Origin of the sequence: Natrinema hispanicum (assembly GCF_004217335.1) — an archaeon.
GTDB lineage: Archaea > Halobacteriota > Halobacteria > Halobacteriales > Natrialbaceae > Natrinema > Natrinema hispanicum.
On the sequence record NZ_SHMP01000007.1, the window covers coordinates 242643 to 257963 of the forward strand.

The 15321-nt window shown below is 53.5% G+C and carries 13 protein-coding genes and 2 pseudogenes; 6 read left to right on the top strand and 9 right to left on the bottom strand.

What is annotated here, in order from left to right:
- The first annotated feature begins 73 nt into the window (after positions 1-73).
- Positions 74-904: an IS5 family transposase gene (locus tag BDK88_RS17750; RefSeq protein WP_130501523.1), complete on the top strand. Its 831-nt coding sequence runs from the start codon at positions 74-76 to the stop codon at positions 902-904.
- 17 nt (positions 905-921) lie between these two features.
- Here the strand turns inward: BDK88_RS17750 and BDK88_RS17755 are convergent.
- The 3 genes and pseudogenes from BDK88_RS17755 to BDK88_RS17760 all read right to left on the bottom strand — a co-directional run.
- Positions 922-1419 (bottom strand): annotated as a pseudogene (locus tag BDK88_RS17755) (hypothetical protein); the annotation flags it as partial.
- 391 nt (positions 1420-1810) lie between these two features.
- Positions 1811-1954, bottom strand: a pseudogene (locus tag BDK88_RS21355) (type II toxin-antitoxin system PemK/MazF family toxin); the annotation flags it as partial.
- Positions 1951-2322 (bottom strand): MarR family transcriptional regulator, encoded by a 372-nt coding sequence (locus BDK88_RS17760; RefSeq protein WP_076610407.1) that lies wholly within the window; start codon positions 2320-2322, stop codon positions 1951-1953. The pseudogene BDK88_RS21355 and the gene BDK88_RS17760, both read right to left, overlap by 4 nt.
- Before the next feature lie 973 nt (positions 2323-3295).
- Here BDK88_RS17760 and BDK88_RS21875 point away from each other — a divergent pair.
- On the top strand, positions 3296-4147 hold the full coding sequence (locus BDK88_RS21875) for an SWIM zinc finger family protein (RefSeq protein ID WP_242611704.1): 852 nt from the start codon (positions 3296-3298) through the stop codon (positions 4145-4147).
- A gap of 8 nt (positions 4148-4155) precedes the next feature.
- On the opposite strand, the gene BDK88_RS17775 is transcribed toward BDK88_RS21875, so the two are convergent.
- A complete protein-coding gene (locus BDK88_RS17775; RefSeq protein WP_130501435.1) occupies positions 4156-4548 on the bottom strand; it encodes an HVO_A0114 family putative DNA-binding protein in 393 nt (130 codons plus the stop codon).
- A 977-nt stretch (positions 4549-5525) separates the two neighbouring features.
- On the opposite strand from BDK88_RS17775, the gene BDK88_RS17780 reads away from it, so the two are divergent.
- Positions 5526-7397 (top strand): cation:proton antiporter domain-containing protein, encoded by a 1872-nt coding sequence (locus BDK88_RS17780; RefSeq protein WP_130501525.1) that lies wholly within the window; start codon positions 5526-5528, stop codon positions 7395-7397.
- A gap of 94 nt (positions 7398-7491) precedes the next feature.
- Here the strand turns inward: BDK88_RS17780 and BDK88_RS21880 are convergent, their stop codons facing one another.
- From BDK88_RS21880 to BDK88_RS17800, 4 genes are all read right to left on the bottom strand, one after another.
- Entirely contained in the window at positions 7492-7695 is a 204-nt protein-coding gene (locus BDK88_RS21880) for a hypothetical protein (protein ID WP_130501526.1), read from the bottom strand.
- Positions 7692-9242, bottom strand: coding sequence for a TrkH family potassium uptake protein (locus tag BDK88_RS17790; RefSeq protein ID WP_130501527.1), 1551 nt, complete (start codon positions 9240-9242; stop codon positions 7692-7694). Before BDK88_RS17790 ends, BDK88_RS21880 begins: the two co-directional genes overlap by 4 nt.
- A 127-nt stretch (positions 9243-9369) precedes the next feature.
- A complete protein-coding gene (locus BDK88_RS17795) occupies positions 9370-10056 on the bottom strand; it encodes a potassium channel family protein (protein WP_130501528.1) in 687 nt (228 codons plus the stop codon).
- A 268-nt stretch (positions 10057-10324) separates the two neighbouring features.
- Positions 10325-10675 (bottom strand): hypothetical protein, encoded by a 351-nt coding sequence (locus BDK88_RS17800; protein ID WP_130501529.1) that lies wholly within the window; start codon positions 10673-10675, stop codon positions 10325-10327.
- 231 nt (positions 10676-10906) lie between these two features.
- On the opposite strand from BDK88_RS17800, the gene BDK88_RS17805 reads away from it, so the two are divergent.
- A complete protein-coding gene (locus BDK88_RS17805) occupies positions 10907-11647 on the top strand; it encodes an Lrp/AsnC family transcriptional regulator (RefSeq protein WP_130501530.1) in 741 nt (246 codons plus the stop codon).
- Between the two features lie 59 nt (positions 11648-11706).
- Positions 11707-12156, top strand: a complete 450-nt coding sequence (locus BDK88_RS17810) for a universal stress protein (RefSeq protein ID WP_130501531.1) — start codon at positions 11707-11709, stop codon at positions 12154-12156.
- Positions 12157-12432: 276 nt separating this feature from the next.
- Here BDK88_RS17810 and BDK88_RS17820 read toward each other — a convergent pair whose 3' ends face one another.
- Positions 12433-13971, bottom strand: coding sequence for a TrkH family potassium uptake protein (locus BDK88_RS17820; RefSeq protein WP_130501532.1), 1539 nt, complete (start codon positions 13969-13971; stop codon positions 12433-12435).
- A gap of 573 nt (positions 13972-14544) precedes the next feature.
- On the opposite strand from BDK88_RS17820, the gene BDK88_RS17830 reads away from it, so the two are divergent.
- Positions 14545-15231: a potassium channel family protein gene (locus BDK88_RS17830; RefSeq protein WP_130501563.1), complete on the top strand. Its 687-nt coding sequence runs from the start codon at positions 14545-14547 to the stop codon at positions 15229-15231.
- Positions 15232-15321 lie beyond the last annotated feature (90 nt).

Below are 15321 nucleotides of genomic sequence, written 5' to 3' on the forward strand. Positions count from 1 at the left end.
GCGTTGAATCACTAGACGGCGTCGGGGAAGGTCAGTAAATCGAAGGAGTTGAAGCGGGAAAACTTGGTTGTCCATGACGCAAATCTCCCGCTTCACCGAGCGTTGCGTCTCGATTGCACAAAGAGTTACGGGTGAACGAGGCGAATCCGCCGCCCCGACTGGTGGCGGCGGATTCGCCGACTATGCCCTCATTTCGCTGCATTGCCTCCGGATTTACCTTGATACGTCCTACCGGATGACGATCGATCTGTTGAAGGAAATGCCGCAAATAACAGGGGAGATCGGCCTTGACGTGGCCGATCTCCCCGCTCCATCTACGCTGTGTAAGGCGTTTGATCGGATCGAGATGAGTGTCTGTCGAGTGCTACTGCGCCAGTCGGCGCAGTTGCACGACCCCTCTGAACATGCTGCTATCGATGCAACATTCTACGAACGTGATCGTGCGAGCCGCCACTACTGCCACCGAACAAATTACCGCGTTCAAACGCTCAAAGTCACAAAACTCGTCGATACAGCAACGCAAGCCGTTCTCGATCTTCACTGCTCGACGACGTTAGAAGGAAGCGACGCAGACCTCGCCGAGCAGATCGCCCGCCGGAACGCGGGCGATCTGCGGTCACTTGCCGCTGACAAGGGCTACGATAAGCAAGCGCTCCGCGAACAGCTCCGTGAACTCGACATTCGTCCGCTGATCAAACACCGGATCTTTGCTCCCTACGATCACGCTCACAACGCTCGTATTGACGACGATCGGTACGCTCAGCGGTCAATGACTGAAACCGTGAACTCCGCAGTCAAGCGCTCGCTCGGCTACGCCGTGCGAGCGCGTACCTGGTACCGAGAGTTCCGTGAAATAACCCTAATGTGTGTCGTCTATAACATCAAGCGGGCCGTCAAACGGTGAAATCCACCGCCGTATGGCGATTCAACACAGCCGAATTGAAGCATCGCAATGCCGGTTCGGTGATTCGCATTCGGGAGAGAATGCCGGAGGATCAAATTCGACATCACTTCGCCGGCGACTTCATGAACCGATGATCCCCACGACACGTGATCGAGTGCCTGTTGGATCTTTTGCGGCTCGAACTCCTTGTAGAGCCGGAACTCATCTGCTTCTCGGGCATCGACAGCGGCCTCAAGCAGTTCCACTAACCGGAATGCGACAACTTGCCCAGCACGAGGGAGATCACGAATACGGTCACTCAGCCACTTCCTGTCGAAGTCAATCTCTTGGGCAGATTCGATCTCTGTATCGCCCTCGTAGAGTACATAAACTGGTGTTTCAAAGGGATAACCGATCAGCTTGGTCGGCTCATCGGACTGCTCTCGCCGAGAACGGATCTCTGTCAGTGACGCTGAGCTAAATTTGAGTGAGAAACTTTCGGCTTGTGGATGATGATAGAAGACGAGCCGGTCCATTTCTCTCTAGGTATTTGAGGTGGGTCGGTAAAGCAGTCCTGTTTTCATCTGTCTTTAGCTAAACCTCAGCCCTCGGCTGTGTAGCGGTAGCGGGCCTCTCTTGGAGTATCGGTCGTTGTTGATGTCTTTTTGAGCGTCGTTGATCAGTCGCTCCAGCAACGGTGGCTCTTTCACTCGAAAAAATAGGGTTTCTTCGGGTCGCCTACCGATCTTACGACTCCGAATATCCCTTATTCTTCGATTCTGGAATGGCTCCGTGGTGTTCGTCGACGAACTACTCAAACAGTCGGCCAAAACAGCCATCACACTGCTGATGTTCGTTGGCTTACCAGATACGAGCATAGACGACTTTAGAACGGGATCAAACTTTAGACGACTTTGGGACGGGACCAATATATTGCTCGCCGTAGAACGGACGTTCCTCGTGGTTCGAGAGAATGAGCCAGGGCCGAGCGTCCTCGTCACCTTTGAATGGGTCATCGCCGTAGACGACATCGCCCCGTTCGAAAACAGGGGCTGCTTCTTCGTCGGTCACTGTTCGTCCTCGACGCTCGGGTGTGGTTTCTGAGGTGCGTGCTCGCGCCACGCCTCCTTGTCCTCGGTACCGAGTTGGTCGTTGAACAGTTCGGTCGCCCGCTCGTAGCCGCTGTATCCGTCGAGGCGCTCTGCGTCGTCGGTCACCGCCCAGTACGTTGCCTTGTGCTCGACCAGGTCGCGGTTCTTCAATCGCGAGAGAGCGGTGCTAACCGCACCCTCGTCGACGCCAATTTGAGAGGCGATCTCGCGGGCCTTGAACGCTCGCTCCTCGTTGGCGGCGAGAAACCCGAGGACCTGATCTGCGACCGAAAGATCCGCGAGCTCGTCCTCGCTCGTGTTCTCGAAGGTATCTCGGTCGATGGACATCGTTGAATGGGGGATACGTTATGCACTGTAAAGAGTGTTAGGAGTGAAAGCTACGAAAACACTGAAATGCTATCCACTATTCTTACACGGTTGAACGCGTTCGTGGACGAGTTTGGCCATTGAGCAGACAAACCAAGCACTCTCTGAATCTGCCTCTGTGCAACGAGACATCGACGCCGAGACGATCCAAAAATGGCAGACGATCCGCCGCAACCTAGCATTCGCGAACGCTGCTCTCTCGATTGCGAATGTCCAGCGCTTCGTTGATGATGACCGTCACTTGACTGATGACAGCGTTCCCACGTAACATCTGGGTGGGGAACGTTCCTCCGGATACTCGAGTACAAGTGCTTGAAAGACTCTATAGGAGTTCGTCTCGTTCTCGCAAGCAACCGTGCCAACGTTTGGCCGAACACAATCTGGGAAATGGCACATCGTCGGGCCTGATGGATGCCGATATGGACGAGCATTTGCTGATGAGACAGGGAACTCACCAGATAAGTCCATCACAGCAACAGATATTGTCGCATACGAACCACCCGAATCACCAGACAGTACTCAATCTCGTTCGAGATCACTCTCCTCTACAGGGAGACCCGTTCTACAGGGCCGAACCACTGAGCAGCGTCTTGTCTTCCCGACTGACATTCGTGAGAAGAGCCCTGACGTGTGTGAGTCATGCCGCCTACAACTAGAACAACAGCAGAAGCAGCGCTCACAAGTCATCACTCAACTCAAGCGAGTGACGCCGGTTCGTGACATCGATTGGGAGATGGTTGAAGAGGAGACTAAACGCCCCTGTGACTGGTGCTGCGCCCACGAACTCACGACATGGCACAGTAGTGAGCTCAACTGTACGGTCTGTCCAGCCTGTGGCCGCCTCTTCGAGACATCACTCGGTGAGCCAACTGCTGAAAATTCACCAGACGAAGATCTCCTGCCGGAAACGCCAACAGAGCCGGTTGAGCCGATTGTGTTCGGAGCAACACTCCCAGACTACGACCCCACTGAACTGGTTGGGAGCAATCGCCCACTGATCAAATACCGCGAAAAGAACAAATATGCTGAGCTGGTGCTTGAACTCGAGCGAACCGGCCACGCGTTCTCAGCCGACGGGATCGCTGCACTCGAGGAGATTCGTTCGAACTACGCCGATCGAGTTGCTGACGACACCGCCCACCAGACTGATGTCACGCTAGATATCGGTATGACGCCGCGTACGGCAACGATCAAAGGAATATTTCCCGAGGATAGTTCATCGGTGATCGGAACGTGTTGGGATGTCGTGAGCGATCCGACCAAGTGGTACCCGATCGGATGGCCAGAGCAAGGGTGGATCCACCGTCGGTCAGCTGATCCCTCTATTCCTGGTGACGAGCCCGTTGGAGACGCATTTCCACGTCTCCAAACACAGACACCATCTCAATCAGTCGATCTCGAGATACTTCAAGAAGTAACCGAGCCAGGCCGCTATGAGCGAGGAAGCCGCTACTACGAACGTGGATCAGTGACTGAGCTCGAGTACGTAGACGATACTCTCCAAGCAACAGTCCAAGGGAGCCGTCCATACGATGTTCGGGTTACACTCTCGCAGGGAAGCTATGTCAGTGGCCAGTGTAGCTGTCCTGATGATGCAGTGCCGTGTAAGCATATCGTCGCAGCCGTACTGGCTAGCGGTGACGTCGAAGCCGCCGGCGGTGATCAATCGCTGGAAGCTCTCCTTGCAGCGGCGTCCGCCGAAGAGCTCCGGAGTGTACTTTCTGAGATCGCGGACGAAGATATAGGGCTTCGCAAGCGCCTCTATGAGGAATTGAGCGAAGACTGAGCAGGATATCACGCTGGTGCAACATCGGGGGAGTGCTGGCCGATGGGAAGGTCGATATCGATCTCATCGTACCACACAACCGGACGCTTTGCGCGACCGTTTTGCTCGAGTTCGACGAGTCCGTAGTCGGCAAGTTCGGTCACGTTCTCAGTGACTTCTGGCGGATGACGGCCGACGATTCGAGCGAGTTCACGAATACTGTCTGGCTCATGATCAGCGATCGCCTCGAGGAGTTTGAGATTCGTCGACCGAAAGATTCGACCGAACGTCTCGAGGTCCTCTACCGAGAGCGTCGACGGCTTGGGGTCGACACTCTCGCCAGCATCGAGAGCAGCAAGCGTGTCTTCGAGATCGCTACGGTCGGACGATGAGTTGATACGGACGTGAAGTGTTTGGGTCATGGGTGTGGGATCGGTGTATTACCAGCCGGTTCGTTTGGCGAACGGAAGTGCCGAACGCCAAGCACGATACAGCGTCTGCAGTCCCGGATATCGGCCTCGTAGGAAGATTGCGATTCCACTTGTAATTCAAGAAAACTGTTCAAATCTATTCTCATATAGGACACTCTGTGTGCTGGTTTCTACAAGATCGCCGGGAACTTTATCGGTATTGTTTGCAAACGTAGAACCATGTCGATCCGGGAGGTTGTGGGACCGGACTCACTTGACCAAATGGTCTATGTTATTATGGTTTGGACTATTATCGTGTTCGCTTCTGCTTACATTCTTGACGGGCCAATTGTACGGTTAGAATCCCTCATCGGAACTGGAATTCTCCTTATTTGGGTCATCTGGGGTGTCAATTATCGTCTCCAGAAGATACAACAGGAACGGTACAAGCAGAATAGATAGATATTGAAGACGACAAGTAAATAGTGATAGTTCACCAAATATATCCAGCGAGGGCATGATATAAATGCTCTTCCGATATTAGAATGTAACTTCTGTATGTCTAAACAAACTAGTCAACCTTCAGAACCAGCTTATTGGTGGATTGGTTATGTCATGCTTTTTGGATTCCTATCTGCTGTTATTTCTATAACTCTACAATCAGGTGTTTTTCCACATCCAGTTCCAAATTCGATCCTGAATATAATCGGATACAGTGGTATCTTTCTGATCCTGGTCGCGTTTCTCATCCAAATATTGCTTGAGTGATTAATATTCTTTTTTCACCTCCTGTTATTCTCAACCTCTCCACATATGACAGGAAAAATTTCGCACCCAATATTGTACTTTTGACGTTAAAATCTGACTTCAATAGTATCTGTGTACCTTCTGGCGACTAAGATTTTAGAAGCTAACACCACTTCCGGTTTCAGTTGGTTTCATGGTGGTTTTATAGTAGGGGTTTAGTTAAACATATAGGTGTATCCTCTATGAGTGCTGGGACTGAATTAGTTGCTCTCGTCGTAATCATCTTAGGATTGGGTGTTGCTTCGCAGGTGTTAGCTGACCGCTTGGAGATACCCAGTGTACTCTTTCTCATTCTCGCAGGAGTTGCTGTTGGGCCTGAAGGGGCTGATCTTGTCGGATTAGAATCGTTCGGTGGTCCCGGTCCTCTCTCAGCAATTGTTGGACTGTCTGTCGCAATTATCGTCTTTGAGGGTGCGTTCCACCTAAAGCTTACAAAACTCCGACAGACACCGCGTGAAGCGATTCGGTTGATTACAGTGGGTGCACTCATTGCTCTTGTTGGGACAGCTGCCGTTGTCAGATTCGCGCTCAACGTCTCGTGGGAGTTGTCGTTTCTTGTTGGCTCACTCCTCATCGCGACTGGTCCGACGGTCATCACACCAATTTTAGATGTTGTCCCGGTCCGAGATCGCGTCGCAGCAGCGCTCGAAACGGAAGGGATAGTCAACGATGTGACCGCAGCGATTTTGGCTGTCGCTGTCTTCGAAATGGTTGTTTCTGAGGAGACCGAGATACAGGTGTTAGTCGAAGAATTTGTTTCCCGACTTGGAATTGGTCTCCTCATCGGTGTCCTGGCGGCAGGGTTCCTCTGGTATCTCCTCAACCACGTTGATCTGTCTCCGTCGAATGCAGTCCGGAATTCACGACTAATCGTTCTCGTTGGAGCGCTTGCCACCTATGGAATCGCAAACACGATTATCACAGAGGCAGGTATTGCGGCGGTTGCAACAGCAGGGCTACTCCTCGGAAATGCTGGAGTTCCCTATGAGGACGAGATTGAGGCGTTCAAGGGAGATATCACGCTGATCGTTCTCTCATTTGTCTTCATTTCACTTACGACGCTCCTCTCTCTCGAGGATCTCTTTTCACTTGGAGTCGGTGGTGTTGTCGTCGTCCTTGCTGTAATAGCAGTCATTCGCCCTGTTTCAGTGCTTCTCTGTACGCACGGAGAACAGTTCTCGTTCCGTGAGCAACTGTTCATGAGTGTCGTTGGTCCACGGGGGATCATCCCGGCAAGTGTGGCGACGCTCTTTGCACTTGAACTCCGGTCGTCGAACCCCGAAGCGGCGACTATTCTCGTCGGAACTGTGTTTCTGGTGATTCTGACAACGGTCATTTTCGAAGGAGGGTTTGCCAGGCATATCGCACAAGTACTCAAGGTACTACCAATGCGCGTAATCGTTGTTGGCGGTGGTCGTGTCGGTCGCGGCCTCGCCGAACGGCTGGAGGATCGTGGTGAAAATGTTATTCTTATCGACGATGATCAGAATAAAGTCGAGACGGCACGGAACGCTGGGTTCACTGTCTACCATGGCGATGGGACAGATATATCCGTTCTGCAATCTGCGGGCGCGGCGAATGCGAAAATTGTCGCTGCGGCAACGGGTGACGATGACACAAATTTACTCATCGCTCAACTGGCAAACTCGAAGTTTGACAGCGAGACAGTCATTGCTCGGGTGAATACACCGGGTAACGCCGATGCATTTGAGGAGTTGGGTGTGCGAGCAATTGCAGCTGATGAATCGATCGCCCAGTCCATGGATAATGCAATTGAACGGCCTGCTCTCTCGGAGTGGATGACTGAACTCGGTCGATCCGGCGACGTTCAAGAAATTGAAGTAACATCCGAAAAACTGGTCGGCAAATCGATTCGCGAACTCGATCAAGAACTCCCAGATGGCGTCTTAGTTGCACTCGTTAGTCGCGATGGTGAGTCGGAAGTACCTGATGCAGACTTGGTTCTTCAACACGGAGACCATCTCACGTTCGTCGGTCGGCGAAACGCGGTTCATGAGGCACTCGAGCAGTGCCACCCACACCTTCGTACCTAAGAATCGCGTTGCATTCTGCCGCACGGTCGAAAAAACCACACTGGATTCTAGCGAGTCTCCAGAAGAAAATCTCAAAGTGCAGTGTTTAATCGTCTTATTGATGTGTTCCTCGATAAATAATATATAATATGAAAAATAGTATGTAGATGATTGCGCCTCCAGACGTGAGGACCGACCGTCCCACGACAGCGATAAAGAGAATGAGAAGTGGGCCAACAAGCAGCAGTACATCGAAGACCCGATCCTCAGCACCTGCCTCAAGGAGGTCTCCGACGACCGGGAGGCCACGAAGATTCATTGGTAGATCCCTCCACGACGGAAGAGTGCTCGGAGTGTCACCAGCACGGGGATGATCTCGAGGCGACCGATCCACATATTGAACAGGAACATGAGTTTCCCAAGCGTCGGCAGCGACTCCGGCCCGGTGATGCCCGCGGAGAGGCCGACGTTGCCCTGAGCGCTCGCAACCTCGAAGATGACGTTCTCGAGGGAGTATTCACCCTGTGGAAGTATCAGGAGAAGCACAAACATCCCAATGCCAAGGAAGACAAACCAGAGAAAGCCGATGATGGCTGCTTCCTCGAACTCCTGACGGACTTCTTGTTCGGTAAGTCGGCGACCGTTTATTTTCAACCGGCGAACTGCTGTCTTAGGATAAAAGACATCCATGATACGGAAGCGAATTCCTTTTAATAGCGTGAGCGCCCGGATGAGCTTAATTCCGCCGACTGTCGACCCAGCTGCACCGCCGACAATCATCCCGAAGACCACCGTGAGTTGGGCCTGTGCTGGCCACCGGCCAAGCGCGACATTCGTCGAGTCGACTGCAGTTTGGAAGCCAGCGCAGGTCGCCGCCGAGACGAATTGGAAGGAACTGTAGCGAAACGCCGTAAACAGGGTGTCATACGTTTCGGTGACGTAGACGAGCGCGGTAAGAGCGAGCGTGCCAGCGCTCATGTAGATGAATACCCACCGAGTCTGGAGATCCGTATAGAGATTTCGGAGGTCGCCTTGCAGGATGAGATAGTGCACTGGGAAGGCGATACTACCGAGCAGCATGATCGGCAGGAGCGCGAAGTCGATAGCGGCGCTGTCGTAGGTGGCGATCGAGTTGTCGGTAATCGAGAATCCACCAGTTGATAAGCCTGTCATCGCGTGGTTGATTGCACCCCAGAGTGGCATCCCGACGACCCAGAGTAACAGGATCGAGACGAACGTAAAGAGGAGGAAGATCCACCAGATCGTCTGCACCGTGGAGACGATACTTGGATGAATCCGTTCGGATCGTGCTTCGCTCTCATAGAGCGTCAGTGACCCACTGCCAGGACGGGCAAGGATCGCCGTCGTGAGAACGATCACGCCGACGCCACCGACCCACTCGATGAACGACCGCCACCACTGCAGCGTCCGTGGTAAGACCTCCTCGTTGTCGGTCATCGTCAGGCCAGTCCCGGTAAAGCCGCTCATACTCTCGAAGACGGCGTTGAGTGGATTAGTAAACGCCGCGAGTGTCTCCGTCTGTGCCGGCGTCTCGAGGACTGGGAGCCCAAGCTCAACGGTCCACGCAATGAGGAGGAACGGGACCGATCCGAAAAGCGCGACACAGAACCAGCCCGTCGCGGCGATGATCATCCCGTGTAGCTTCCCAGGCTGGGTCGCTTCCTCAAACGTCGACGCCAGGGCATAGCCGATACCAAGCGGGAGCAACCCGGAGACGACAAGAGCCGGAATCGCATAGTATTCTCCCCAGACAAGCGGGACAAGCAGGGAAACGAACAGTAATCCGGCCAGCGCTTGGAACATGCGCCCTAAGTCTCGGCTGATCGTTTCCATCGCTTCGTTCATACACGCTTCACCTCCAGTTTCGTATTCCCACTTGCAGCGGTGTACTGATCAGCTGTTTGAGCTCTGATTCGCTGCCGCAGCTGGAGTAGTACATACATATAAAAACTCTGATCTCTAGTTTCGGTCATCATTTGGTTCGGTCTTCGGGATGACCGAATACATTGGTCAGTTCGGGAGCAGCGCCAAACGCCGAATAGACGGTCAGTAGATCACCGGCTTTGATCTCCATCCCGCCTTTTGGGGTAAGTGGTGAGTCCTGACCTTCGCGCTCGATCGCAACGATTAGAACGTCGTCAGGGAGAACCTCCTCTTCCGCTGCCTCGACAATCGTTTTGCCATCGATTGGAGAATCTTCGGTAACAGTGATCTCGAAGACTTCTGCCTCTTCGCCGATTCGCATATAGTCGACGATCGCCGGTCGAGCGACCGCGCGGTAGAGATATTCGGCGATGAGCTCCTGCGGGTTCTCCATCGTATTGACGCCGATCTGGCGAAACACGTTCATGTGCTCAGGATCGTGCACGACTGAGACGACTGCTGGTACCTCGTGTTCCTGCGCGAGCAGACAGACCATGATATTGGTTGCGTCTCGGTCGGTAGTGCTGATTAGAGCGTCTGCTTCTTCGATACCGGCATCCATGAGTGTCCCATGGGCCGTCGCATCGTCATTGAGAACCAGACAATCGTACTCACCGGCAACTCGATCGGCCCGTTCGTCGTCGTTCTCGATGACGACGACTTCGTTGCCTGACCGAGTCGCGATGTTCATCAATGGCGTTCCGATATCTCCTGCTCCAACAATGATAATATACATGTATACTTATACCTCGAGTCACTGCATGATCGCTTCCCGAATCGACATGGGAGACTCCTCTGGCCCACGTGCCATCATGATTGTTCCGTCTGTTTGTTCGCCAATGCTCTCCACAAGGGAGCCATCGTCTTTTCTACGGCATGGATACCTGTGACGCGGTGGAACTGATAGCGTTCGAAGATAGCTGCCGTGTCCCATGCGTTCGCCTCGTCGGAAACTGGAACAACGTGGTACAGAGATACACTCTACAAGAATTTGCATTAGCAGATCACTCTCTCAAATCTCCGATAAATGACCAGTTGAGGGTTTCTTCGCCATCTGGATGTCTCTCCCGAGTCACATGGTAGAGTGAAACAGGGGACGAATCGCCGTCGGAATCGTCCGTGTCAGGAGACCGCATTCTGACTAACGTGTATACTCCCTCATCCTCTATCGAGAGGACATCCCCTTTTGCTTCTTCGCGGATCTGTTGCTCTAGCGGCGGATGGGCCTCTTCCAGAAGCTGCTCGGCATATTTGTGTACTGCGCGAAGTTCTGGTGGCTCAAGGGTATCAAGTTGCTCAACAAGGGTATCCGGGAGCCGCTCTGTGGGCGCTCGTCCGTTGTCTGAATTGCTCATACATGAATCGCCATTCTGGAAAGCAAAATAACTTCCGCTGTATTTACGGATTCGTTCTCTTAATCACGGCAATCTTTCTTATCGTTTAATGCTCTCGAGGTGCCGTGTCCCCAGTGAAATCCCTACTTATCCATCAGACAGCATCGCATCTGTGGTGCGGTCGATGCTGGTTCCAATCGAGAACAAAAGTCAAATTAAATGCCGAAAGGGAACCAATTGTCTCGTATAAGTATGTCCAAAGGTATCGATGAGATCGATGAGGAGATACTGTATTATCTTACGCGGGAGGGCCGTCACACATCTGCACCAGATATCGCTGAGAAAGTAGATGTCTCTGCTCCGACTGTCCGTAATCGGATTCGCCGTCTCGAAGAAGATGGGATCATTAAGGGCTACCATGCTCATGTGGACTACGAGCGAGCTGACGGTCGATTAGCAAACCTGTTCACCTGTACCACACCGGCGACTGATCGGCAGGAACAGGCCCAGCGGGTGCTTGATATTCCTGGTGTTATCAACGTCAGAGAGATCATGACTGGCAAAGGAGATCTCCAAATCAAGGTCGTCGGGATGGATACCGATGACCTCACACGCATCGCACAGGATATTACAGCTCTCGGTATCGAAATTGATGATGAGGGTCTTATTCACAGAGAATATGTCCGCCCATACGCTCAGTTCGGTCCTCGGGAAAAGGAACCAATTTCGCCAGTAACCGGTGTTGCAGGTCTTGCTGGAGATGCAGATGTAATCGAAGTCATCGTGAAGGAAGGTGCACCAATCACTGACAAAACGCTCCAACAAGCCAACGAAGAGGGCCTCATTCCCGCAAGCGTACTGGTGGTGAGAATTGATCGGGATGATCAGGCCATTACTCCAACAGGAGAGACCATAGTCAGAGAGGATGACTTCGTGACGATTCACTCACGATCGGGAATCACTGATGATACCTTAGAGGTATTCACTGGCTGATTTGGCAGTGTAATTGAGGTACCCAACTGTTATGCTGTGTGTTATCTTCTTTCTCTTGTATGGGCAGTACACCTGATTCCTCTCATGGTAATCTTCTTGCACACGTTCTTGTTCCGGTCGCAAACGAGAACGATGCCGAGAAGACAGCGCTGGCGCTTGAACCGTACGATCCAGATAAGGTGACAGTGCTTCATGTTGTCGAAAAGGGAGAAGGCGTTCCGGATAAGACACCCGTTGAGCAATCTGAAAACATCGCTGCAGAATCGTACGCCGCTGTCCGTAGGGTATTTCCTAATGCTGATGATCACACTACCTATGGTCGGGATGTCATTGACGCTATTTTCGAAGCTGCTGCTGAGATTGATGCGAGCGCTATCGCGTATCGTTCCCGTGGTGGAAACCGAATCATGCAGTTTTTGTCGGGAGATCGCTCGCTCAAACTCGTTACCCAAGCCAATCGGCCTGTTATCGCACTGCCACAGGCAGATAGAGACGAGTCAGCCGAGTGATCTCACACTCTCGGCTCTCAATGACAGCCAAACAGTCTATCACGGAACGAACGCGACGATGGGCGTTCAGCTAACAACACTGGTGTGTCGAAATTTTCGATAATCTTGAATACGAGTGACTCCGAACGACCCGTGACAGGAGTCGATGCTCTGCCAAACCGAGTGTGACAAAATCGTGATCAGCATTGATGCGCTCAATCACAGTCTCGGTATCATCCGTTTCAATGTGTAATTCGGCATCCGACAACTGATGGCTGTCAGCCCAATTGTAGGAATTCACCGTCTCCAGAAGCTACCAGTGAACAGCACGAGCACGGGGACGATCTCGAGGCGGCCGATCCACATGAGAAAGACCATGACGAGCTTCGAGCTGTCCGGGAACGTGAGGTAGTTCCCGTAGGGTCCAACTGAGCCGAACCCGGGGCCGATGTTGCCGATCGTCGCGAGGCTGGCGCTGAACGCCTCGAGCGGCGTCAGCGTGTAGCCAATGCGACTGGCATCAAGCGCGAGAAACAGCGTCGCAATGGCGAAAATAAAGAGATACATGAACGTGAATCCGAGGACGCCGCGGATAGCATCCTCGTCGACAACGTTTCCACCCAGGCGAATCGGCCGGACGACCTCGGGATGGGAGGCCGTAAACAGCTCTCGTTGGAGGACCTTGAGGACAATTAGCCACCGGACGACCTTGACACCACCACCGGTCGAGCCAGCCGAACCGCCGACGAGCATGGCAAACAGAAGGACGATCTTCCCCGTCGAGGACCACTCGACGAAGTCGCTGGTCGCGTAGCCGGTCGAGGTCAGCAACGACGCGATCTGGAAGGCGCTCTGTCGCAGCGAGTTCTCGAGGATGCCCTCGGTTACGCCGCCAAGGCCCGCAAGCGCCGGTGCGGTGCCAGAGTAGAGCATTCCGGCGAGGAGGACGGTTAGACCAGCGATCGCGGCGATGTAGGCGCGAAACTCGGAGTTGCGAACAAAGCGGTGGCCCTCGCCGCTAAAGACGTGCCAGAACAGGGCGAAGTTCGTCCCAGCGATGATCATGAAGGGGATTGCTGTCCACTGGACGATCGCAGAAAAGGCCGCGACGCTATCGGCCTCTGGAGAGAACCCGCCCGTCGGGAGTGTCGTGAACCCGTGGGCGATAGCATTGTACAGCCCCATGTTGGGGGCCATCCCTGCGAGATGAAAGCCGTAGAGCAACGCAATGTAGACTGCGGTAAAGGCGAAGTAGACGAGCCAGAGGATCCGTGCCGTCTCGGCGATCCGCGGTGTCAGTTTCTGTAGCTCCGGGCCCGGGGCTTCTGACTCGATGAGTTGAGCACCGCTGACGGCGATCTCTGGGAGGATCGCGACCATCAACACGATGATCCCCATCCCGCCGAGCCACTGGGTGAGCTGTCGCCACATCATCACGGCATGGGAGTGCCGCTCCAGCGAGATTTCCCCGAGGACGGTCGCCCCAGTCGTCGTGAAGCCGGACATTGACTCGAACAGCGCGTTGACGGGATCGGCAAGCGTCGACTCGGTCCCCCAGCCCGCGAGTACGTACGGAACCGCGCCCACGGCGGCGACGGCGAGCCATGAAATCGCGACAAACAACATCGCTTCCCGGATCTGCAGGTTCGGCTCGACCTCGAGCTGCTCGAGTCCGTAGCCAACGGTGATCGTCAGTGCAATTGTTGCGATGAACGGGAACAGGGGATCGCCGTAGATTAGCGCCACGACGATTGGGATCACTAACGGAACGGAGAGATACTTGAGAACGGTCCCGACGAGCGCGAAGCTGGCGCGCCAGTCAGTTCGGAGCCGCATCGAACACCCCACTCGCATAGTCACATATAGACATAGTTGTAATGGCCTTTCGCTAAGGCCATAATGAATCCATCGTGACTGCCACAAGGTAAGCGAGGGAGTGCTCGGGGCTTGACCTCAAGTATGGTTGAGTGAAGGTTCTTTATGCGGCTCGTGTGTATTATGAACTATGCACATTCGATTACCAAGCGTTCGCCATCCGCACTCGTTTTACGATGTCTTCGGTGTTTCCGCTATTGCGGTGGCGATCATGGCCCTTGTCCTTACCATCTGGCATGGCTCATTTATCCGGATTGAGATGGTCGTGTTCATGGCGATAGTTTTTCTATGGGCCGGATGGGCAATTGAGCGGATCCTAGCCGAATCCGAAGAACGGTCGAAGCAACGAGGGAAGCAACCGCCTTGGTGGGACCAGTAACGGCGGTGGCTGTTATTTCACCTGGCCCGTCTCGGGGCTTGACCACGAGACATTCGGCCTGCTCCGCCCGTAGGTTGGCTAACGTCGCTTGAGGCCGCGATATGCACGTCACCGAAGCGGTATATTTTCATCGGAGACGCAATAAGGCAGACACAATGTACATCATTGTCGTCGGGGCAGGCGATATCGGTATCCCCCTAATCGACATCGCGACCCAATCAGGGAATGAAGTCGTCGTCATCGAGAAAGATCCCGAGCGTGCGGATCGGGCTGCCGGTGAGTACGACTGTCTGATCCTCAACGACGATGCTACGTCCCACGAAGCGCTTATTGACGCCGGAATTGGGAAGGCCGACGCCCTGATTAGCACAACTGACCGGGATGCGACCAACATCATGGTCTGTCTGCTCGCACAGGAACACAACGTTCCCGCGATCGTGTCAGTCGTCCATGATCCCGATCACATGAATGTGTTTCGCCAAATTGGGGTCAATACAATGGAGAACCCACAAGAACTTATTGCCGAATATCTCTACCGGTCGGTCGCCCGGCCAGCCATTGTTGATTATATGCGAATTGGCGAGGAGGCGGAGGTGTTTGAGATCCGGGTCACTGATAACGCACCGATCGTCGGGAAGACAATCCTCGAGGCAGCAAATAAGGAAATCATTCCTGACGATGTCTTGATCGTCGCCATCGAACGTGAAGGCCAGGATCCTCCGATTACCCCTCAGGGAAGTACGACCATCCAAACAGGCGATTTGTTGACTGTCTATTCGGGATTCGGTGCCGATCCCGAACTTACGAACGTATTTGGTCACTATGAGGATCGAGTGAAATGATGACCTACCTGACCGGTTGCGAACCTGTAGCTGTCGACACCGACTGCGATAAGACTAGGTTTGGACACATCTCAGTTTTCGACGTGTATA